Genomic DNA, 20,266 nt, shown 5'->3' on the forward strand with positions numbered 1-20,266 from the left:
GACGTCGCACCCTCAGGCGTACGTTTCCGGGCCGCCCGGGATCAGGCCGTGCTCCCGCAGGTACTCCAGCTGGGCCCGTACGGACCACTCCGCGGCCGGCCACAGCGAGCGGTCCACATCCGCGTACACGTGCGCCACGACCTCCTCGGGGGTCGCGAGCCCGTTCTCGACGGCCGTCTCGACCTGGGCGAGCCGGTGCGCGCGGTGGGCGAGGTAGTACTCCACCGCGCCCTGGGCGTCCTCCAGGACCGGCCCGTGGCCCGGCAGGACCGTACGCACCCCGTCGTCCACGGTCAGGGAGCGCAGCCGGCGCAGCGAGTCGAGGTAGTCGCCGAGGCGGCCGTCGGGGTGGGCCACCACCGTGGTGCCGCGGCCGAGGACGGTGTCCCCGGTCAGCACCGCGCCGTCGGCCGGGAGGTGGAAGCAGAGCGAGTCGCCGGTGTGGCCCGGGGTCGGCACGACCAGCAGCTCCAGACCTCCGACCCGGATCACGTCGCCGCCCGCCAGCCCCTCGTCGCCGAGGCGGAGCGCGGGGTCCAGGGCGCGCACCTTCGTGCCGGTCAGCTCGGCGAAGCGGCCCGCGCCCTCGGCGTGGTCGACGTGGCCGTGCGTGAGCAGGGTCAGCGCGACCCGCTTGCCCGCCGCCTCGGCGGTCGCGATCACGTTCCGCAGGTGGCCCTCGTCCAGCGGGCCGGGGTCGACGACCACCGCGAGGTCGGAGTCCGGTTCGGAGACCAGCCAGGTGTTGGTGCCGTCCAGGGTCATCGCGGAGGCGTTGGGGGCCAGGACGTTGACCGCGCGGGCGGTGGCGGGACCGGAGACGACGGTTCCGCGCGGCTGGCCGGGCAGGGCGGCGGCGTCGGTCACGGCGCGTCCCCCTGCCGGACCCGCTTGGTGAACTCGTCGTGGCCCGGCCAGCTGAGCACCACCTCGCCGCCCTCCAGCACGGCCCGGGCCAGCACCGGGGCCAGGTCCTGTCCCGATGCGGCGGCGAGCGCCTGCGCGGCGCTCCCGTACGGCTCCAGCGAACGCAGGGTGGAAATGGTCGGCGGCATCATCAGCAGCTCGCCCTTGTCGTAGCCCGCGGCGGCCTCGGACGGGCGGATCCACACGGTCCGGTCGGCCTCCGTGGAGGCGTTCCGGGTGCGCTGCCCGGCCGGGAGGGCGGCCACGAAGAACCAGGTGTCGTAGCGGCGCGGCTCGAACTCCGGCGTGATCCAGCGCGCCCAGGCGCCGAGCAGGTCGGAGCGCAGCAGCAGGCCCCTGCGGTCCAGGAACTCGGCGAAGGACAGCTCACGGGCGACCAGGGCGCGCCGGTCGGCCTCCCAGTCGTCGCCGGTGGTGTCGCCGACGACCGTGCCGGGGCTCTCGCCCGCGAGCAGCACCCCGGCCTCCTCGAAGGTCTCGCGGACCGCGCCGCAGAGGATCGCCTGGGCGGTCGCCGGGTCCGTCCCCATCCGGGCGGCCCAGTCGGACAGCGCCGGGCCCGCCCAGCCGATGCGGTGGTCCTCGTCGCGGGGATCGACACCGCCGCCGGGATAGGCGTACGCGCCCCCGGCGAAGGCCATCGAGGTGCGGCGGCGCAGCATGTGCACCGCGGGACCGGCGCCGCTTCCGCTCTCGTCGTCGCGCAGCAGCATGACGGTGGCCGCGCGCCGGGGCGCCACGGGGGTCAGGGTCCCGTCGGCGAGGGCGCGGATGCGGTCGGGCCACTCGGGCGGGTACCACTGGCCGCCGGGGGCGGGGGGCACGCTGGGCGACTGGCCGTGCGGATCATTCGGCATGGCGGGATGCTACGGGTAACCGGCGGGATGTTCGAGGGCCCCCGCCCCTCCCCGCAGGGGGAGCGGCGGGGGCCGGTACGGCTAGACCTCGTCCGGGGTCAGTTCCACCAGGATCTCGACCTCGACGGGCGCGTCCAGCGGCAGCACCGCGACGCCGACCGCGCTGCGCGCGTGCACGCCGCGCTCGCCGAGCACCTCGCCCAGCAGCTCGCTCGCGCCGTTGAGCACGCCCGGCTGCCCGGTGAAGTCGGGGGCGGAGGCGATGAAGCCGACGACCTTCACCACGCGCGCGATCCGGTCGAGGTCACCCACGACGGACTTCACGGCGGCCAGCGCGTTCAGCGCGCAGATCGCGGCCAGTTCCTTGGCCTGCTCGGCCGAGACCTCGGCGCCGACCTTGCCGGTGACCGGCATGCTGCCCTTCACCATCGGCAGCTGGCCCGCGGTGTACACGTGGGCGCCCGAGCGCACGGCGGGCTGGTAGGCGGCCAGCGGCGGGACGACCTCGGGCAGCGTCAGGCCCAGCTCGGCCAGCCTGGCCTCGACGGCTCCGGCGGTCATGCCTTCTCCCGCTTGAGGTAGGCGACGAGCTGCTCGGGGTTGTTCGGGCCGGGCACGACCTGGACGAGCTCCCAGCCGTCCTCGCCCCAGGTGTCCAGGATCTGCTTGGTGGCGTGGACCAGCAGCGGGACGGTCGCATATTCGAACTTCTTGGTCATGGGAGCGAGCGTAGTGCCTGTCCCGGGGGGTGACGCGCGGCCCGTCCCCCGGCCCGTCCCGGCCCCCGCCGCCCACGCCACCGCCGCCGAGGAATTAGGCTCGGTCGCTGTGAGCAGGCTCCAGGTGGTCAGCGGCAAGGGCGGCACCGGAAAGACCACGGTCGCCGCGGCATTCGCGCTCGCCCTCGCACGTGAGGGCGGACGCACGCTTCTGGTGGAGGTGGAGGGCAGGCAGGGGATCGCGCAGCTCTTCGGCGCGGAGGCGCTCCCGTACGAGGAGCGCAAGATCGCCGTCGCGCCGGGCGGCGGTGAGGTGTTCGGGCTCGCGATCGACGCGGAGCGGGCCCTGCTGGACTACCTCCAGATGTTCTATAAGCTCGGCTCGGCCGGGCGCGCCCTGAAGAAGCTGGGCGCCATCGACTTCGCGACGACGATCGCGCCGGGGCTGCGGGACGTGCTGCTCACCGGCAAGGCGTGCGAGGCGGTGCGGCGCAAGGACAAGGCGGGCCGGTTCGTCTACGACCACGTGGTGATGGACGCGCCGCCGACCGGGCGGATCACCCGCTTCCTGAACGTCAACGACGAGGTGGCGGGGCTGGCCCGGTTCGGGCCGATCCACAACCAGGCCCAGGCCGTCATGAAGGTGCTGAAGTCCCCCGAGACGGCCGTGCACCTGGTGACGCTGCTGGAGGAGATGCCCGTCCAGGAGACCGCGGACGGAATCGCCGAACTGCGCGCCGCCGGGCTGCCGGTCGGCCGGGTCGTCGTCAACATGATGCGGCCGCACCACCTGGACGGCGGAACCCTGCGGGCCGCCGCCGGAGAGCGCCGCGCCGAACTCGCGCGGTCGCTGTCCCGGGCCGGGCTGGGCGGCGCGCGGCGCGGCGGCCTGGCGGAGCGGCTGCTGGACCCGCTGCTGGAGCAGGCCGAGGAGCACGCGGGCCGGGTGGAGCTGGAGCGGGAGCAGCGGGCGGTGCTGGAGGGGCTGGACGTACCGGCGTACGAACTCCCCCTGCTCGGCGCGGGGATGGACCTGGCCGGGCTGTACGAGCTGGCGACGGAACTCCGCAAGCAGGTGGGGACCGAATGAGCGAGAACCTGGGGAGCGCGGGGACCATGGGCCTGGACACTCCGCCGCGGCTGGCGGTCGACGCGCTGCTCGACGACCCCGGTACGCGGATCATCGTCTGCTGCGGTTCGGGCGGCGTCGGCAAGACCACGACGGCCGCGGCGCTCGGCGTACGGGCGGCGGAGCGCGGGCGCACGGTGGTCGTCCTGACCATCGACCCGGCGCGCAGGCTGGCCCAGTCGCTGGGCATCGACTCCCTCGACAACACCCCGCGGCGGGTGGCGGAGGTGGGCGCGGCGGACGGCGCGCCGGGGGCCAGCGGCGAACTGCACGCGATGATGCTGGACATGAAGCGGACCTTCGACGAGATCGTCGAGGGGCACGCGGACGGCGAGCGGGCCAGGGCCATCCTGGACAACCCCTTCTACCAGTCCCTGTCGGCCGGGTTCGCGGGCACGCAGGAGTACATGGCGATGGAGAAGCTCGGGCAGCTGCGCGCCCGGGACGACTGGGACCTGATCATCGTGGACACCCCGCCGAGCCGGTCGGCGCTGGACTTCCTGGACGCGCCGAAGCGGCTGGGGTCTTTCCTGGACGGGAAGTTCATCCGGGTCCTGATGGCTCCGGCGAAGGTCGGCGGCCGGGCGGGGATGAAGTTCCTCAATGTCGGCATGTCGATGATGACCGGCACGCTCAGCAAGTTGATGGGGGCCTCGCTGCTGAAGGACGTGCAGACCTTCGTCGCGGCGATGGACACGATGTTCGGCGGCTTCCGGACCCGCGCGGACGCGACGTACCGGCTGCTCCAGGCGCCCGGTACGGCCTTCCTCGTGGTCGCGGCGCCGGAACCGGACGCGGTGCGCGAGGCGGCGTACTTCGTGGAGCGGCTGGCCGCGGAACGGATGCCGCTGGCCGGGCTCGTACTGAACCGGGTGCACGGCAGCGGGGCCGACCAGCTGTCGGCGGAGCGGGCGTTGGCCGCCGCAGAGAATCTTGAAGAGGGCGGCATTGTCGATCAGGAGGCCGGGAAAGCTGGACATCGTGGCTCCGCCGCGGAGGGCTCCCCCACCCCTGCCGGCCCTGCCGAAAGCACGGAAAGCACCGAAGGAACCGGAAGTACCGACAGCACCGGCACGACTCCGGACGACGACGACGTCACGGCGGACGAGATCACCGCCGGGCTCCTGCGCCTGCACGCCGAGCGCATGCAGGTGATCGCGCGCGAACGGCGCACACGTGATCGGTTCACCTCGCTGCACCCCGAGGTGGCGGTGGCCGAAGTGGCCGCCCTGCCCGGCGATGTGCACGACCTCGCCGGGCTGCGGGCCATCGGAGAGCGGCTCGCGGCCGGGGTGCCGGCCGGAGCGTAGACGGGCTGCGCGGGGGTCTACCCGGCTGCCGCGTACGTCTCGAACCGAAGATCAACCTCCCCCTCGACATCCACGGTGAGGATGCCCGTACTGCGCTCGTACTCCGTACGGGCGGTTTCGAGCAGCCGTCGCCACGAGGTGACGGTGGGGCGCCTGCGCAGCAGTGCGCGCCGCTCCCGCTCGGTCATTCCGCCCCACACGCCGAACTCCACGCGATTGTCGAGCGCATCGGCCAGGCATTCGGTCCGCACCGGACATCCGGTGCACACCGCCTTGGCCCTGTTCTGTGCCGCTCCTTGAACGAACAGTTCATCCGGATCGGTAGTGCGGCAGGCTGCCTGCGCACTCCAGTCGGTAACCCAGCCCATCCCGGCGCCGTCCTCTCCCGAATCGAGGCTCCCCCACGGCGGTAGCGGCATATTCACCGCTGCCAGTTGAGGACGTTACGGAAGGTGGACAGAGTGCAACACCCCCGTCGGGCCCAATCTTGAATGGTCCGAACGGACTATGGGTAAGCGGCAGATCACCCGACGGAGTGATCGGACGACATGCCCGACCATTCCGGCAATTCGGGTGAATCGGCGGTAGGCCACCCGGAAGAGGGGCGAGATTCGGACACGAGTTCACCCCATTCGGGAAGGGTGAAAATCGAGCCGCGGGGTTGATGTCGCGCCACACTGCTGTGACAGTTGTTGCCAGCTTAGGCCAAGGCATTCGCGTGTGTCCGGCGAATGAGAACGTAGGCTGCCCTCCATGGGAAAGAAGCGCTCAAGCGGAGGGCTCTCGGGGAGCCAACAGGCCGCCAGGTTCCTCGGTGTGTCCGTTCTCTCCGGAGTCGTGCTCGCCGGCATCGCGATCCCCGGCGCGGGCGCGCTGGGCCTCGCGGCCAAGGGCACGGTCGAGGGATTCGACGAGATCCCGGCCAATCTGAAGACACCGCCGCTGAGTCAGCGCACCACGATTCTGGACGCAGAGGGTGGCTTGATCGCCACTGTCTATTCACGGGACCGCCAGGTCGTCCCGCTCACCGCGATCTCGCCCTACATGCAGAAGGCGATCGTCGCGATCGAGGACTCGCGTTTCTACGAACACGGCGCGGTGGACCTCAAGGGCATCCTGCGCGCCGTGAACCGCAACGCGCAGGAGGGCGGCGCCGCACAGGGCGCCTCCACGCTCACGCAGCAGTACGTGAAGAACGTCTTCGTCGAAGAGGCCGGCGACGACGAGAGCAAGGTGCGCGAGGCACAGGAGAAGAGCCTCGGCCGCAAGATCCGCGAGCTGAAGTACTCGATCCAGGTCGAGGAGGAACTCGGGAAGAAGAAGATCCTCGAGAACTACCTCAACATCACGTACTTCGGCCAGCAGGCGTACGGGATCGAGTCGGCGGCGCAGCGCTACTTCAGCAAGCCCGCCAAGGACCTCGCCCTGGACGAGGCCGCGCTGCTCGCGGGCATCGTCCAGTCGCCGAGCCGCTTCGACCCGGTCAACGACTCGGCCGAGTCCATGAAGCGCCGCAACGTCGTCCTCCAGCGGATGGCCGACATGAAGGACGTCTCCCAGGCGGAGGCGGACGCCGCGAAGGCCAAGCCGGTCACCCTGAAGGTGACCCGGCCGAAGAACGGCTGCATCACCGCCGTCAAGGGCGCGGGCTTCTTCTGCGACTACGTGCGCAACACCTTCCTGTCCGACCCGGTCTTCGGCAAGACCCGCGAGGAGCGGGCGAAGGTCTGGAACCAGGGCGGCCTGACCGTACGGACCACGCTGGACCCGCAGTCGCAGGAGGCGGCCAACGCCTCGATCAAGGAGCACGTCTACGCGGACGACTCGATCGCGACGGCCGTGACCATGGTCCAGCCGGGCACCGGCCGGGTGCTGGCGATGGGGCAGTCCAAGCCGTACGGCTTCGGGAAGAACGAGACGCAGATCAACTACTCCGTGGACAAGCGGATGGGCGGCTCCAACTTCGGCTTCCAGACGGGCTCCACCTTCAAGCCGTTCATCGCGGCCGCCGCGCTGGAGCGCGGGATGCAGCCGTCGAAGGTGTACCCGGCGCCGTACGAGATCGACTACCCGAGCCCGATCGCGCGCTGCGACGGCACGAACTACATCAACGAGCGCGACCCCAAGACCAGGAAGTACGAGAAGGCGCAGAACGAGACCGAGGACGAGTTCGGCCCGTACCCGCTGCGGACGGCGATGGAGAAGTCCATCAACACGTACTTCGTCCAGATGATCGGCGAGGTCGGGCTCTGCCCGGTGACCGAGATGACGCAGAAGCTGAACGTCGTCCCGGCCAGCGGCGAGAAGCTCCCCGAGTCCCCGTCCATCGCGCTCGGTTCCGCCGAGATGTCCCCGCTGACGATGGCCAACGCCTACGCCGCCTTCGCCAACCGGGGCGTGTACTGCACCCCCGTCGCGATCGAGGCGATCACGGACTCGCACAACAAGGCGCTCCAGGTGCCGAAGTCCAAGTGCGACCAGGCCATGTCGGAGACGACCGCCGACACCATCAACACCCTGCTGCGCGGGGTGGTCGACTCCGGTACCGGTGAGAAGGCCGGACTGTCCGACCGCGACAGCGCGGGCAAGACGGGTACCACCGACAGCCGCTACAACGCCTGGTTCGTCGGCTACACCCCGAACATGTCCGGTGCGGTGTGGGTCGGTTCGGGCGGTGCCAAGAAGATCTCGATGGAGGACATCACCATCGGCGGGCAGTACTACCCGAAGGTCTTCGGTGGTGGCCTGCCCGGCCCGATCTGGAAGGACGCCGTCTCGGGCGCGCTGTCCGGGCGCGAGTCCCCGATGTTCGCCACGGTCACCATCCCGGACGCCGGCAACCCGTCGGGCGGCAGCCGTGCCAACCCGACCCCGCCGAACCCGAACAAGCCGGGCCGCGGCAAGCCCGGGAAGCCGGGCGGCGACGGCAAGCCGGGTGACGGCAGGCCGGCCGGCCAGGCGCTCACGGGCGCGACCACCGGCGACCCGGGGTTCCCCGGCACCCCCGACCCCGGGATCAGCCTCCCGGCGGGCATCCTGGGCGAGCCGACGGGCCGCCGGCCGTAGCCGGCGCGTAGGGACGGAAGACGGAGGGCCCCGGTCGCATCGGCGACCGGGGCCCTCCTCGTGTTGCGTGGCGGGTTTCCCCGGCGTGTTCCGTGGCGGGTTTCCCCTGCGTCAGGAGAGGTGCTTCTTGACGGTGGCGGCGACGCGGCCGCCCTCCGCCAGCCCGGCGACCTTCGGGTTCACGATCTTCATGACGGCGCCCATCGCCCGCGGCCCCTCGGCGCCCGCCGCCCGGGCCTCCTCGACGGCCGCGACCACGATCGCGGTCAGCTCGTCGTCACCGAGCTGCTTGGGGAGGTAGGCGTCGAGCACCTCGCCCTCCGCCAGCTCGCGCGCGGCCTGCTCGCTGCGGCCGCCCTGGGCGAAGGCCTCGGCGGCCTCGCGGCGCTTCTTCGCCTCCTTGGCGATCACCTTGAGGACGTCGTCGTCGGAGAGTTCGCGCGCTTCCTTGCCCGCGACCTCCTCCTTGGTGATGGCGGTGAGGGTCAGGCGCAGCGTGGCCGAACGGAGTTCGTCGCGCGCCTTGATGGCAACGGTGAGGTCTTCCCTGAGCTTGGCCTTGAGCGTGGTCATGGGTCGAGTCTGCCAGGTGAGGGGGCGTCGGCGCCCACCGGTTTCACCGGTCTGAGACGATGGGGCCATGCGCGCGCGTTACGGAATCCCCCTGAAGGTCACCGCCGGCATCGCCGCGGCCGGAGCAGCCGGGGTGGCCTACGCCGCCGGTTTCGAGGCCCGGTCGTTCCGGCTGCGCCGGGTGACCGTCCCGGTGCTCCCCCGGGGGATGCGGCCCCTGCGGGTCCTCCAGGTGTCCGACATCCACATGGTGTGCGGGCAGCGCAAGAAGCGCGCCTGGCTCCAGTCCCTGGCGGGGCTGCGGCCCGACTTCGTGATCAACACCGGCGACAACCTCTCGGACACCGACGGGGTGCCGGAGGTGCTGGACGCGCTGGGCCCCCTGATGGAGTTCCCGGGCGCGTACGTCTTCGGCTCGAACGACTACTACGGGCCGCGGCTGCGCAATCCGGGGCGCTACCTGATCGAGAAGGTCCAGGGCCGGCACGGGCTGAACGGCAACAAGCCGGTCGTCGGCGCCGTCCACAACCCGTGGGAGGACCTGCGGGACGCCTTCGACGGGGCCGGGTGGCTGAACCTCACCAACACCCGGGCGCGGATGAAGCTGGACGGGCTGGAGCTGGCCTTCACCGGCCTGGACGACCCGCACATCAAGCGGGACCGCTACGAACGGGTGGCCGGCGGTCCGGAGGCGGACGCCGACTTCTCGCTCGCCGTCGTGCACGCCCCGTACCTGCGCACGCTGGAGGCCTTCACGGCGGACGGCTACCCGCTGATCCTCGCGGGCCACACCCACGGCGGGCAGCTGTGCGTCCCCTTCTACGGGGCCCTGGTCACCAACTGCGACCTGGACACGAAGCGGGTCAAGGGGCTCTCCACGCACGAGGCCGCCGGGCACCGCTCGTACCTGCACGTCTCCGCGGGCTGCGGCCAGAACCGGTTCACCCCGGTCCGCTTCGCCTGCCCGCCGGAGGCGACCCTGCTCACCCTGACCCCGGCGCCCTGAGCCGCGGGCACCCCGGGGCTCCGCCCCGGCCCCGGCCCCGCGAAAACCGGATTTCGTCTCCGGCCGACGGTCCGCTAAAGTAATCGATGTCGCCAGGGCAGCAACATCGCCAAGGCGGCGATCGGGGTGTAGCGCAGCTTGGCAGCGCGCTTCGTTCGGGACGAAGAGGTCGTGGGTTCAAATCCCGCCACCCCGACTTCGTAAGACCAGGTCAAAAGGCCACCTACGAGTTCTCGTAGGTGGCCTTTTGCGTTGTGCGTGACGATCTGCGTGACTACGCCTCCGGACCTGCCCGGAAGATGTCGTCCATGACGACCGCACCGGTCTGGATCACCGGGCGGATCTGCTTCCGGTAGACCTCTTCGGTGACGGCCGTACCCGAGTGGCCCACCAGCCGGGAGATCTCTTCGATCGGGACGCCGCTGTCCGAGAGCAGCGAGACGAAGCTGTGCCGCAGCTCGCGCGGGGTCCATTCCTTCGCTTCCACTCCCCCGGCGCCGGCGATGGCCTGTCGGAAGGCTCGCCGGACGTTGGTGGAGTCCAGAGCCGTGCCGACGGCGGACGAGAAGACGAGCCCGTTCTCCACCCAGTCATCCCCGGCCGCCAGGCGGTCCCACCCCTGGTCCTCGAACTGCTGCCCGAGCGCTTCCACGCAGCGGGCGGGCAGCGCGATGGTCCGACGGGACTTCTTGGTCTTGGTGTCCCCACCCGTTCGGACGGACCTCCACACCGCGATGTGGGCCGGTACCGGCGGCGTCGCCCGCGTGTCCTCCTTGAGGAACACGTGGTCCCAGGTCAGCGCTCGCAGCTCCTCCGTACGGGCCCCGGTCAGCAGGGCCAGCACGATGTACGCATGTGCCGACGTACCCGCCGCGGCCTTGAGCACCGCTTCCGCCTGAGCGAGGGTGAGCGCTTTCGACAGGCGTCCCGGCTGTCCGGCAGGAACCGCGCACAGTTCGACGATGTTCCGCTTCACCTTGTCCCGGACCATGGCCCGCTTGACCGAACGGTTCAGGCAGGAGTGCACGGCCTGGAGGGTTCGGGTGCTCAGCGTCCCGGCCTTCTGGGCGAGCCACCGGTCCACGTCCTCACCGCTCAGCTCGCGGAGCTTGCGCGCGCCGAGGGCGGGGATGACGTGGTTGCGGCTGAGCGAGGTGCAGGTGTTGACGGTGCCCGTGTCCCGTCCGGCCAGCCCGTACATCAGCCAGTCGTTCACGGCGTTCTCCACCGTGTAGTTGGTGGGCGCGATGGCGAGGCCGTCCTCATGGTCCCGTAGGACCTCCTTGAGCTTGGCCTTCGCCTCGGTCTTGGTCCTGCCGCTGCCGCGCTTCACGAGCCGCTTCCCGCTCGGGTCGTAGCCGAGGCTGACGGACGCGATCCAGCGTTGGCGCTTCTCGTCCCAGTGCAGGCCACCGTCTCCGCGGCTCCGGCGGGCGGTCATCGGGCCACACCCGCTTCGTGCTCCAGGAGGGCCACGTAGTCGGTGATGGCGGAGGCCGGGACGAGGCGGGTGCGCCCTTCCTTGACCGTCCGCAGGCGGCCCGTGCGGATCAGCTCGTAGATGACCGTCCGGCTCAACCTCAACACGGTCGTGGCTTCGCCGATCCGATAGAGCGCCGGTGCCATGGCTTCGCCGCCGTGGTGGCTCAGGACGGTCATCGTTCCCCCTCGTGTTCTGCGGTCAGGTCGGCGAGTGCTTCGCGGGCGGTCCGGCGGTTGAGCTGGATGCCGCTGGCGATGGTGGCGGCAAGGATCGATTCGCCGGGGGTGTGTCCGTGGCCGGCGTACTGCCAGGAGCCGAGGACGCGGACGGTGTCCGGCTCGATGTCATCCAGCCCGCGGGCTTCGCGTTCCTGGGCGGCGCGGTAGTCGGCGCGGGTCTGGCGCAGGGCCCCGAGGGTGGTGGAGTAGTGGCGTGACTTGGTGGAGAAGTGGCCGCGGAAGCCGAGCATGTGGGACCAGGCGGCGAGGCGGCGGTCCGGGTAGAGCGGGTCGAGGTCGAGGCAGGCCTCGATGAGGCGGGCCGTGTGGTCGGGGACGTCGAGAAGCAATAAGGCTTCGCGGTTGCCGATGCGGCGGTCGAGGGTGCCGGTGTTCTCCGCGGCCTTCGTGGCGTACTTGGCGACGTACGAGGCGACGGCCTGCTCGGTGATGTCGGAGCCGTCCCCGAAGGCCTTGATGGGGCGGACGTCGAGTTGGGCGCCCCAGCGGAAGGTGCGGGCGGGCTGGTCTGCGGAGGCCGTGACCGTGATCGAGGTGTACGAGTGGGCGACGGCGGCCCGGATCGAGCGGTCGAGAAGCGCCGTGCTGGCCCAGGTGGGCGGCGGGGAGGCCGGGCCGGTGGGGCCGTCGATCCGGATCACGGTGTGGAAGTGGATGGCGCCGCGCTTCTGGAACTCGGCGACCTTGCCGAAGGAGATCCGCGCTTCCGCCCTCAGCTCGCGTTGGGTGAGACCTGCGGAGGCGGCGATCTCGCGGCGGAGGCGGGTGGTGAAGCGCTGCCAGAGTTGGCCGGCGTGGTTGTTGAAGAGGACGGCGGCAGCGTAGTCGTAGGTGATGGGGTCGAGGGCGGTGCCGAGTTCGGGCGCCTTCTCCTGGTGGTGGTTGCCGCAGCGGCAGGGACGGCCGGCGGGGCGGTTGTGGACCGGGCCGAAGGAGGGGGCGGTGAGGGTGGCGAAGACGCGGGGGTGTTCGCGGACCGTGGCGGGGATGTCGCGGCGGTCGTCGCCCGCCAGTCCGGCGCGGATCAGGTGGTACGTGTCGCCGGAGTACGTCCACGCGCAGGCGGGGCAGCGGGACGCGCGGCGGTTGCCGCACGCGATGCGGAGGCGTGCGCCGGGTTCGTCGGCGGTGGAGTAGCGGTGCAGGATCTCGCCGGAGGTCTTGTCCTTGGCGATGGTCCACCCGGTGATGTGGATCGGGTCGGAGCAGCCGCCGGTGCGGCGGACCTGGTCCTCCCAGCGGCTGTATCCGGGAGCCCCGGCCACCCTCAGCATGTCGCCGAGGAGGGCGGGGTCCAAGCCGAGCTGGCCCGAGACCTGGCTCATGATGGTGTTTCCTTCCGGTTCTTCGGATCGGGCAGGAGCACGGCGCCGGGACGGCGGACACTTGGCGGTTGAGGCCGTCCCGGGGCCGGTCAGCGGCGCGTGAACTCCTGGCGCATGGCGCGGACGAGGAAGAGCAAGACGACGGCGGTGACGGACAGCGCGACGGCGGTGACCGCGACAGCCAGGAGCAGCGAGACAGCGACCGAGGCCAGCGCGAGGACTCCGGCGATTCCGCCGATCACGAGGACGACAGCCGTACCGGGCGACTGCTGGACCAGGCCGGCGAAGGCACTCGGGGACTTCATGGCTACGGGGGCCGGGCCGCCGTGTTCCGCGTGCTCGACGGGGACCGCGGTCGGGCGGATGGTCGCCGGGGTGTAGGCGTAGGTGTCGGGGTGGGGATACTTGGGCTTGAACATGGCCGTTCTCCTTCCGGGGCGGGTTACTTGTGGATCGCGGTGTCGATAGCCGGGGCGAGGAAGCTGTCCGCGAGGAGGAAGCCGCCGAGGAGGATCACGGCCACGAGCCACCAGGGCGGGCGGATGAGCTTGATCCCGAGGGCGCCGACGACGATCAGGGCGAACCAGAGCGGGACGTCCATGGGGTTTCCCTTCGGATCAGTTGACGCGGCAGCGGTGGGAGCGGGCGGCGAGCTGGGCGGCGGTCGAGGAGCTGTAGTCCGAGGACCAGCCGCAGCCGTCGGCGGTGCAGACGGCGGCGTCCTTGGTGCGGCCGCGCCGGTCGCGGTAGGCGCCGATCTGGACGGGGCCGATCTTCATGAGCGAGCGGAAGTTGATCCGGGCGGGCATGGGGTCTCCTGTCAGGCGAGCTGTTGGGGTGCTAGTTGGGCGGCGATGGCCTCTGCCAGCGGGGCCGGGACGCCGAGCCGGGCCCGCAACGTCTCGACGTCGATGTCCGAGCCGGTGCGCAGCCGGTGTTCGGCGGCGAGCTTCTGGGCGTGGGCGACGAGGGCGGGTGGTGCGGTGACAGTGGTAGCGGGAGGGACGGGAGCCGGGACGACCTGTACGTCGGGTTCTGCGTCCAGCTCGACCGCGGGCGGGGACACCGGGTCCGGGGCGGGTTCCGGCGAGCTAGGCGACGTAGGCCGGTGGACCAGGAGCGTGCCGCCGAGGAAGGCGAGCGCGGGCCATCCGGCCACGAGGATCCGTAGCCAGTCCGGGACGTCACGCAGGTCGAGAAGGCCGGCCGTCGCGACGTTCGCACCGAGCGAGGCCGCGAGGGCTACGGCGAACCAGGACCAGGCCGAGTGCGAGGGCTCTCCCGCATCTCGCAGACTCCGTAGGCGGTGCCAGGCGGCGACGAGGAGCAGATCCACGCTGACCGGGTAAGCCCAGGCCTTCCAGCCGTCCTGTCCGGCGGCTTCGGCGAGGTCGTGGAGGTGAGCGAAGGAGAGGGCGCCAGCAATGACGGCTTGGACGAGGACGGCATCCGGACGGACCAGGCGGGGCATGGTCTTCACCTCCTTTCGGGCTTTCAGGCATGGGGTGGGTAGGGAGCTGGCGCGATGAGGTCGCGCCGATCGGGTTGGCCACGTGCTTAGAAGGCACTTGCTCCAGCGGCCCACGGCTGGACCTTGCCGACGAGGACGCGGGCCGGAGGTTCGGGCCGGAAGGCGTCCAGTTCGGGGATCTCCGGGGTGCGGTGGGCGTGCTCGTTGCAGACGTTCACGGCCTGGCGGAGCGTGGTGTGCGGGGCCCGGATGCGGGACCAGCCGCCGGAGGAGTCGCCGGCCACGGCGGTGCCGGGACGGTCCTTGTCGATCTGGACGGCGGCGAGGACGGCGTCCGGGGAGATGTCCCCGAAGGCCATGTTCGCCGAGGTCTCGTCGTTCACGCGGTGGGCGGTCCGGCCGGTGAGCTGGGCGCGGAGCATGGTGATGCCCTTGCCGAGCTCGGAGCCGAAGCGTTGGCCGCAGATCTCCAGATGGATGCCTGCGGCCCGGCCGAGCTGGGCGAGGCGGACCAGGTCGGTGACGATCCGGTCCCGCCGTGCCTCCTCCGCCTTGTTCGCAGCGAGGGCGAGCTCCGCGACCTCGTCCACCAGGACCACGACGGGGACGGGACGTAGGTGGGCGGGCAGGTCCCAGATGTCGGCGGTGATCTCCGCGTCGGGCAAGGCGACGCTGATGCGTTGTTCGGCCCGGATGAGTTGGTAGACGCGATCCATGTACTGGACGAGCGCGGCCAGCAGTTCGGCCGCGGCGACCGGGTTGTCGGCCAGGGCGGTGAAGCGGCGGGCCAGCGGGAAGAGTTCGACGCCGTTCTTGCAGTCGATCCCGACGAGCGCGACGTTCTGCGGAGCGAGGCCGGCGACGAGGGTGCGCTGGTAGACGGACTTGCCGGACTTCGTGGCACCGACGTTCAGGGCGTGCGGGACCTGTCGGTAGTCGCGGTGGTGGACCTCCCCGTCCTCGCGCAGGGCCACCGGAACCCGCAGTGTCTCGGCGTGCGGGGCGATCGGCATGCGCACCCGCCTGAGTACGTCGTATCCGGTCATCCGTAGTTCGACAACACCGGAGCGGATCTCGCGGGAAACGACGTTGTGAAGGGCGAAGGAGTGCCGCAGCCGGTCCGAGGAGGCGGTGAAGTCGAATGCGTCCTGCCCGGACCGCAGTTTGAGGCGCAGGACCAGCCCAGTGGCGGTGGGCCTCAGCCACAAGATGCGGGGCGAACGAGCTTCGGGAACGGGGCGATCAGCGAACCGGGCGAGGGCCAGCCGCCACCGCGAAGGCGGAACGGTGAGCCCGCAGGCATCCATCACTGAGCGGTACCGGACCAGGACGCGGACCGTGGCGAGGCTGACCCCGAAGGTCATCCAGTACCAGGTGGGCCGCAGCCAACGCAGGACCAGCGCGAGCACGAGGACCAGCAGGACCGCCAGCAGCGTGCCCCATAAGGCGCTCATGGTCAGCCCGCCTTGGCCAGCGAGGTGACGGCGACGGCGCGGAAGCTGAGCCCGTGCCGCTTCTGACCGTTGAACTCGTTCTCCCACGGCCGGGCGACGAGGCCGGTCAGCGCGACCGGGGTGCCCGTGGTCAGGTCACCGGAGATGTCGGGCTCTGCCACGGTCACGGAGACGACCTCGGCGTTGCCGTTCATCACGAACAGCACGTCGACCGTCATGAGGCTGTTGCCGCTCTCGTTGTCGACGGCGACCTGACCCGTCTTTTTGTCCCGCATCTTGAGCTGCGGGGGCTGGGCGACCATCAGGGTCGCGCCGGTGGTGTCGACGGGGATCTGACGCACGAAAGATCACTCCTATGTAGAGGTGGAACTCCTGCACTCATGTACATGAGTTACATGAAGAAGAGTGCCCCACTCCTATACATGAGTCAACCCGCCGCGAAGAGAAACTCGCGGCGGGCTTTGGTGAGTTGAGCGAGCGTCAGTCTCGGGCGGGGATCCGGTACTCGAAGACGAACTGGTCAGCGGCCATGAGGGTGTCGCACACCTCCACCACCCGACCCTCCTCGGTGACGGCGTCACGGAGCAGGTGCACCACCGGAGCGCCGGGGGTCAGCGACAGCTCGATCGCTTCGGCCTTGGCGGCGGGCCGGGCCTGGAGGGTCTCCACGTACTCGGCGAAGACGTGGCCGTGATCCTCCAAGCGTGCGTAGATCCCACCGGGGCCGGGGTTCTCCGAGAACAGCTCCGGGATGTCCTTGACGACGTCCCACGGCAGGTACGACGTCGCCGTCTCCACCGGAGTCCCGTCCCGGAAGTAGAGCCGCCGCCGAGCCAGGACCTGAGTCCCCACGGTCACCCCGAGCCGCTCCGCGATCCCATCCGGCGCCTCCGTGGGCCCGATGAAGAGCACGCTCACCTTCGCCTCGGCACCGGACTGCGCGGACTCCGCGAGGTACGCCGCCCTACCCTCCTGCCGGTGCGTGCGCCGGAAACGGTCGGAGGACCGGTGCCGTACGGCAGGCCGGGCCTTCACGATCGACCCCTTGCCGTGCCGCGTCTCCACGAGCCCACTGGCCCGCACCTCCACCATGGCCTTGCGGATCGTCCCGCCGGCGACGCCGTAGCGCTCCACCAGCTCGGACTCACTCGGCACCATGTCGCCGGCCTTCAGCACACCGGCCCGGATCTGCTGGACGAGGTCGTCGGCGATCTGCACGTAGCGCGGCACGGCCCCTCGGCCACCTCCCACTGCGGTTCCCATAGTCCTTCTCTTCCTCCTATGCTCCTGTACATGAGTACGGGTTCCCCCCAGGCCAAGTCAACGCCACTGCACTCCGTGTCCGTAGCCGGGGCAGTGCTCCGCGAGGACGGCCGACTCCTGGCGATCCGACGAGCGGACAACGGGACTTGGGAACTGCCGGGCGGAGTCCTCGAACTCGCCGAATCCCCGGAAGCCGGCGTCCGCCGCGAGGTCCTGGAAGAGACGGGCATCGAGATCGAGGTGGACGAACTCACCGGGGTCTACAAGAACACCACGCGCGGCATCGTCGCCCTGGTCTTCCGCTGCAAGCCCGCGGGCGGCACGGAACGCACCTCGGAGGAATCGACCGCGGTCGCCTGGCTCACCCCGGAGGAGGTCTCGGCCCAGATGTCCGAGGTCTACGCGATCCGCCTCCTGGACGCCCTGGACCACGCGGGCCCCCACGTCCGCAGCCACGACGGCCACCAGCTCCTCACGGCATGACGCGCGAGGAAGCGCTCCACCTCGTCCAACAGCTCCTGGACGGCACCCTCAGCACCGAGCCCGAGGCCGAAGCCGCCCTGGAAGCCCTCCACGTGGGCCTGCGGTGCCCGCACATCGCGAACTACATCTACTGGGACTTCGACCCGGGCTTGACCGCTGAGAAGGTCGTCACGCGAGCCTTGGCGTACAGGCCGATCGCCCTCTAACTCAGGCCTGTGCGGTAAGACTTTCCCTACTTCATCAAGGGCGCTTCCGCCGCCAAGGCGGCGTCGCGCGCCCGTCGCCCCGGGCCTGCGCTCCTGTCTCCGCCCCGCTCCAGCCCGGACCGCCGGCCGCGCGCCTTTCGGCTGGGGGTTGAGTGGGGGACGTGCCAGGTCTGTCGTCTGCCGGTCAACGCCGATGCCTCCGGCGGGGGCGCTCAGGCTCCGGGATGGAGGGGCACCGCTTGCGGCCACCGGCCGTGGATGGCCGTGGTGGGGAACTCCCATCCCGTCTGCCGTCGACCCAGGCAAGCCGAGCAGACACGGCACCGGGCGTCCAGGTCGTTCGTCCAGTTGGGCGCTCCACCAGGACGCCCGGCACCGCGCCCGCTCCACATACGTGTGGGCCGACGGCAGACGGGATGGGAGTTGGGGGGGCGCGCCATGATGGTCAGACCGCTCCGCAAACCTCGATCGTCAGCTGGTCGATTGGTGGGGCCATGGCGGTGTCCATCCGGCACTGCGACATAGATCAACAAACGGGTTGTCGATCTCCGCGAACGACGGGTGAGTATATATGTCGGTGATCCGCATTCCCAGAAACTGCATTCTCGTCACTTGAGTGTCGGGATGCCCGATGTCGCGCCGAGCGGAAATTACAAAATCTGCGTAGAGCCGCATCAGAATTATCGGTGGTGGCGAACTATAGCTCGCCTGCATGAAGTTATGGAACGCCCCCACGGCCTCACCCGACCCGTAGATTGCAACCCACGTGGCGAAGTCAGAAACACTGGCCCTAAAAATCTCCTGATCAACAGTCCGCTGATTCATAAAATCTTTTAGCAGATTGATCATCGGCTTATAGGTGTCGTACTTCCTCTCCGATATCCTCGCTTCCAAGTCCCGGATTTTCTGGGCCTCAAGCTCGGACTTCTTGGCCACCCTGGCCGAACGCGCAGCGATTACGGCCGCAATGATGGCCGCGATTGCGGCGATTCCTGCGGCCACGATGGGGGCCGTCCAGCTTGCACCATCTGGCTGGGTTGCAGCCAGCCCCCAGTACGTTCCCACCATGATCTCCTTAGGTCTCACCCTCAGCCGGGTTAGGCGAGAGTGTCAGGTCGACTCAACGCTTGCCTCACCATGACCTCTTCCCCGCCTGCAACCACGGCTACGACCCCCGCGACTACGCGGGCTGACCGTCCGAGGGCCCCGGCAGGAGTCGGGGCCCGAAGGGCTGGCCGTGCAGCAGCGTCGCACCCAACCACCCTCGACAGTCGGCAGGTCACGAGGACATGAAAGTCGGCACGACCTCGCTGACTGATCCCGCTAGAGCTACGAATCAGAAGGTCGCACCAACTCCAGGCACTCAGGTCCTGCACTCGAAACGTCTCAGCGCTCAACAGCGCCTGCCCTCCCCGCACTGACAGGTGGGCGCAGCTCTCTCGGCTGCTATCGGCCCGGCTTCCAATCCGCATCGAGGATGGCGGCATGCACGGCAGCAATGATCATCGCGATCGAGAGAACGCCGCCTACCCAGTTCTTCGGGTTGCCGAGGAGCGAACCCAGAAATCCCGTGCCGTAGATGATCACCGCGTACGCCGCTGGCACAGCCATGCTGACGACACGCTTCTTGGCTGCGATGAAAAACAGAGGCGGCGCGAGAAGGCCCGCCGACGCCACGACCGCGACGACCCAGACCACCTTGTGCACCGTGTTCGCGTACATGCGAGCCTGGATAGGCGCGTTGATGTACGGATTCGTCATGGTTCCCCCTTGGCTCTACGGACGCCTAGTGTGACCCAAGACACCCCTAGCCCGAAGGTGTTTCGAACGATACGCGGTGCGAACCCCAGTGCTTGCTTGACTGGTGCATTACTTCGCTGCCGCTTCCTCGCCAGGTGGCTTCGCGATCGCATGCCAGTCGTGTGCCACACAGGGCGGGCTACAGCGGTCAACGACGGGTCCGCGAGGAACCCCAGAGCTTCGCGACGACTCCCATTCCCCCTGGCCAGGGGGCGTAAGGGGATCGAAGACCGGCGATTCCCAAGCTCAAGGCTCCCACGTCACATTTCAGGGAATGGTCAGAGTCATGACGAGCGAATCGAACCGGCAAGCAGCTCGGCTCTTGGCTGGCCAGGCCCAGGAAATCGGGTGGGTGTCTGGGCGAGAGCCATGGCGCGAAGCCGTGCGGTGGCTGACCCGAGGGCGACTCGGCCAGCGCAACAGGCCAGCGGCTGAAGTCGAGTTGGATACTCCTTGGCAGGACACCCCTTCGCCGAACCGGGCCGGCTGGCGGCAGCGAGCTGCGAACCTGGATGGCGAGTATGCGTTCTGCGTCGACTACCAGGCCTGCCCGGCCTGCCGTCTCGCTTGGGTCGAGGAGCCCTACACGCTCCCCAGCTACCAGCGTTGCGGCCTGGCCTCGGCCGGCCTGGCCACGTTGCGGTTGGAACACCCGGACGCGTCCTGGCACACCCTCGGTGGGCATTTCGCGGAATCGAAGCTCTTCTGGGCATCCCTCGGGAACGGCGTGTTGGGTGGGTATGAGCGGCGTTCCTTGTGCCCCCACGTCTCCAGGGGTTGATCCCCGAGGTTCCGCAGGCCGTGGCCCATTCGTGGACGGATATCAGCGCTCGGTCGCTCCTTGAACCTCTGACCTGCTGAGACGCCATTTCGTTTGGTGTGATCTTGCGGCAGTCTGGTGTGGTGACGACTGGGCTTGTGCAGCGGATGGTGCCGGACGGCTTGTGGGAGTTGT

General features: G+C 69.8%; 24 protein-coding genes and 1 tRNA gene. 7 read left to right on the plus strand and 18 right to left on the minus strand.

The window, feature by feature from the left end; genetic code table 11:
• Nucleotides 1-12: 12 nt before the first annotated feature.
• The 4 genes from AC0693_RS37575 to AC0693_RS37590 form a co-directional block, all read right to left on the minus strand.
• Complete coding sequence (locus tag AC0693_RS37575) at nt 13-867, minus strand: MBL fold metallo-hydrolase (RefSeq protein ID WP_356406508.1); 855 nt, start codon at nt 865-867, stop codon at nt 13-15.
• The gene (locus tag AC0693_RS37580) at nt 864-1,784 is read right to left on the minus strand and encodes an NUDIX hydrolase (protein ID WP_469331348.1); all 921 of its coding nucleotides are present in this window, start codon (nt 1,782-1,784) and stop codon (nt 864-866) included. Before AC0693_RS37580 ends, AC0693_RS37575 begins: the two co-directional genes overlap by 4 nt.
• 81 nt (nt 1,785-1,865) lie before the next feature.
• Nucleotides 1,866-2,345, minus strand: coding sequence for a RidA family protein (locus tag AC0693_RS37585; RefSeq protein WP_356406506.1), 480 nt, complete (start codon nt 2,343-2,345; stop codon nt 1,866-1,868).
• Nucleotides 2,342-2,503, minus strand: a complete 162-nt coding sequence (locus AC0693_RS37590) for a Sp36 family protein (RefSeq protein WP_007264966.1) — start codon at nt 2,501-2,503, stop codon at nt 2,342-2,344. The genes AC0693_RS37585 and AC0693_RS37590 overlap by 4 nt, the downstream gene beginning before the upstream one ends.
• A 109-nt stretch (nt 2,504-2,612) precedes the next feature.
• Here AC0693_RS37590 and bagA point away from each other — a divergent pair, with 109 nt between their 5' ends.
• Together bagA and bagB are read left to right on the plus strand one after the other, a co-directional pair.
• Nucleotides 2,613-3,593, plus strand: a complete 981-nt coding sequence (gene bagA, locus AC0693_RS37595) for an ATPase BagA (RefSeq protein ID WP_356406505.1) — start codon at nt 2,613-2,615, stop codon at nt 3,591-3,593.
• A complete protein-coding gene (bagB, locus tag AC0693_RS37600) occupies nt 3,590-4,942 on the plus strand; it encodes an ATPase BagB (RefSeq protein ID WP_478804437.1) in 1,353 nt (450 codons plus the stop codon). The genes bagA and bagB overlap by 4 nt, the downstream gene beginning before the upstream one ends.
• A gap of 17 nt (nt 4,943-4,959) precedes the next feature.
• On the opposite strand, the gene AC0693_RS37605 is transcribed toward bagB, so the two are convergent.
• On the minus strand, nt 4,960-5,310 hold the full coding sequence (locus AC0693_RS37605) for a WhiB family transcriptional regulator (RefSeq protein ID WP_356406502.1): 351 nt from the start codon (nt 5,308-5,310) through the stop codon (nt 4,960-4,962).
• Between the two features lie 385 nt (nt 5,311-5,695).
• Between AC0693_RS37605 and AC0693_RS37610 the strand changes: the two genes are divergently transcribed.
• A complete protein-coding gene (locus AC0693_RS37610; RefSeq protein ID WP_469319761.1) occupies nt 5,696-8,008 on the plus strand; it encodes a transglycosylase domain-containing protein in 2,313 nt (770 codons plus the stop codon).
• 111 nt (nt 8,009-8,119) lie between these two features.
• Here the strand turns inward: AC0693_RS37610 and AC0693_RS37615 are convergent, their stop codons facing one another.
• Nucleotides 8,120-8,581 (minus strand): GatB/YqeY domain-containing protein, encoded by a 462-nt coding sequence (locus tag AC0693_RS37615; RefSeq protein WP_356406496.1) that lies wholly within the window; start codon nt 8,579-8,581, stop codon nt 8,120-8,122.
• Between the two features lie 67 nt (nt 8,582-8,648).
• Here AC0693_RS37615 and AC0693_RS37620 point away from each other — a divergent pair, with 67 nt between their 5' ends.
• A complete protein-coding gene (locus AC0693_RS37620; RefSeq protein WP_356406494.1) occupies nt 8,649-9,587 on the plus strand; it encodes a metallophosphoesterase in 939 nt (312 codons plus the stop codon).
• A gap of 122 nt (nt 9,588-9,709) precedes the next feature.
• A tRNA-Pro gene (locus AC0693_RS37625) sits at nt 9,710-9,783 on the plus strand.
• A 78-nt stretch (nt 9,784-9,861) separates the two neighbouring features.
• Here AC0693_RS37625 and AC0693_RS37630 read toward each other — a convergent pair.
• The 10 genes from AC0693_RS37630 to AC0693_RS37675 all read right to left on the minus strand — a co-directional run bounded on the left by AC0693_RS37630 (nt 9,862) and on the right by AC0693_RS37675 (nt 16,822).
• The gene (locus AC0693_RS37630) at nt 9,862-11,028 is read right to left on the minus strand and encodes a site-specific integrase (RefSeq protein ID WP_478804438.1); all 1,167 of its coding nucleotides are present in this window, start codon (nt 11,026-11,028) and stop codon (nt 9,862-9,864) included.
• Entirely contained in the window at nt 11,025-11,246 is a 222-nt protein-coding gene (locus AC0693_RS37635) for a helix-turn-helix domain-containing protein (RefSeq protein ID WP_478804439.1), read from the minus strand. Before AC0693_RS37635 ends, AC0693_RS37630 begins: the two co-directional genes overlap by 4 nt.
• Nucleotides 11,243-12,634, minus strand: a complete 1,392-nt coding sequence (gene repSA, locus AC0693_RS37640; protein WP_478804440.1) for a replication initiator protein RepSA — start codon at nt 12,632-12,634, stop codon at nt 11,243-11,245. The genes AC0693_RS37635 and repSA overlap by 4 nt, the downstream gene beginning before the upstream one ends.
• An 89-nt stretch (nt 12,635-12,723) precedes the next feature.
• The gene (locus AC0693_RS37645; RefSeq protein ID WP_478804441.1) at nt 12,724-13,053 is read right to left on the minus strand and encodes a hypothetical protein; all 330 of its coding nucleotides are present in this window, start codon (nt 13,051-13,053) and stop codon (nt 12,724-12,726) included.
• Nucleotides 13,054-13,076: 23 nt separating this feature from the next.
• Complete coding sequence (locus AC0693_RS37650) at nt 13,077-13,235, minus strand: hypothetical protein (protein ID WP_478737920.1); 159 nt, start codon at nt 13,233-13,235, stop codon at nt 13,077-13,079.
• A 16-nt stretch (nt 13,236-13,251) separates the two neighbouring features.
• Nucleotides 13,252-13,443 carry a mobile element transfer protein gene (locus AC0693_RS37655; RefSeq protein ID WP_478737922.1) on the minus strand — a complete coding sequence of 64 codons (192 nt, stop codon included), beginning with the start codon at nt 13,441-13,443 and terminating at the stop codon, nt 13,252-13,254.
• Nucleotides 13,444-13,454: 11 nt separating this feature from the next.
• Complete coding sequence (locus tag AC0693_RS37660; RefSeq protein ID WP_478804442.1) at nt 13,455-14,105, minus strand: DUF2637 domain-containing protein; 651 nt, start codon at nt 14,103-14,105, stop codon at nt 13,455-13,457.
• 86 nt (nt 14,106-14,191) lie between these two features.
• The gene (locus AC0693_RS37665; RefSeq protein WP_478804443.1) at nt 14,192-15,559 is read right to left on the minus strand and encodes an FtsK/SpoIIIE domain-containing protein; all 1,368 of its coding nucleotides are present in this window, start codon (nt 15,557-15,559) and stop codon (nt 14,192-14,194) included.
• 2 nt (nt 15,560-15,561) lie between these two features.
• The gene (locus AC0693_RS37670) at nt 15,562-15,900 is read right to left on the minus strand and encodes an SCO3933 family regulatory protein (protein WP_478804444.1); all 339 of its coding nucleotides are present in this window, start codon (nt 15,898-15,900) and stop codon (nt 15,562-15,564) included.
• A 139-nt stretch (nt 15,901-16,039) separates the two neighbouring features.
• Nucleotides 16,040-16,822: a GntR family transcriptional regulator gene (locus AC0693_RS37675; RefSeq protein ID WP_478804445.1), complete on the minus strand. Its 783-nt coding sequence runs from the start codon at nt 16,820-16,822 to the stop codon at nt 16,040-16,042.
• Nucleotides 16,823-16,840: 18 nt separating this feature from the next.
• Here AC0693_RS37675 and AC0693_RS37680 point away from each other — a divergent pair, with 18 nt between their 5' ends.
• Both AC0693_RS37680 and AC0693_RS37685 read left to right on the plus strand, forming a co-directional pair.
• Entirely contained in the window at nt 16,841-17,305 is a 465-nt protein-coding gene (locus tag AC0693_RS37680; protein ID WP_478804446.1) for an NUDIX hydrolase, read from the plus strand.
• Complete coding sequence (locus tag AC0693_RS37685) at nt 17,302-17,511, plus strand: e9imm peptide (protein ID WP_478804447.1); 210 nt, start codon at nt 17,302-17,304, stop codon at nt 17,509-17,511. The genes AC0693_RS37680 and AC0693_RS37685 overlap by 4 nt, the downstream gene beginning before the upstream one ends.
• Before the next feature lie 471 nt (nt 17,512-17,982).
• Here AC0693_RS37685 and AC0693_RS37690 read toward each other — a convergent pair whose 3' ends face one another.
• Both AC0693_RS37690 and AC0693_RS37695 read right to left on the minus strand, forming a co-directional pair.
• Entirely contained in the window at nt 17,983-18,579 is a 597-nt protein-coding gene (locus AC0693_RS37690) for a hypothetical protein (RefSeq protein WP_478804448.1), read from the minus strand.
• 378 nt (nt 18,580-18,957) lie between these two features.
• Nucleotides 18,958-19,272 (minus strand): hypothetical protein, encoded by a 315-nt coding sequence (locus AC0693_RS37695; RefSeq protein ID WP_478804449.1) that lies wholly within the window; start codon nt 19,270-19,272, stop codon nt 18,958-18,960.
• Nucleotides 19,273-20,266 lie beyond the last annotated feature (994 nt).

The organism is Streptomyces sp. NPDC043876, from assembly GCF_056435825.1.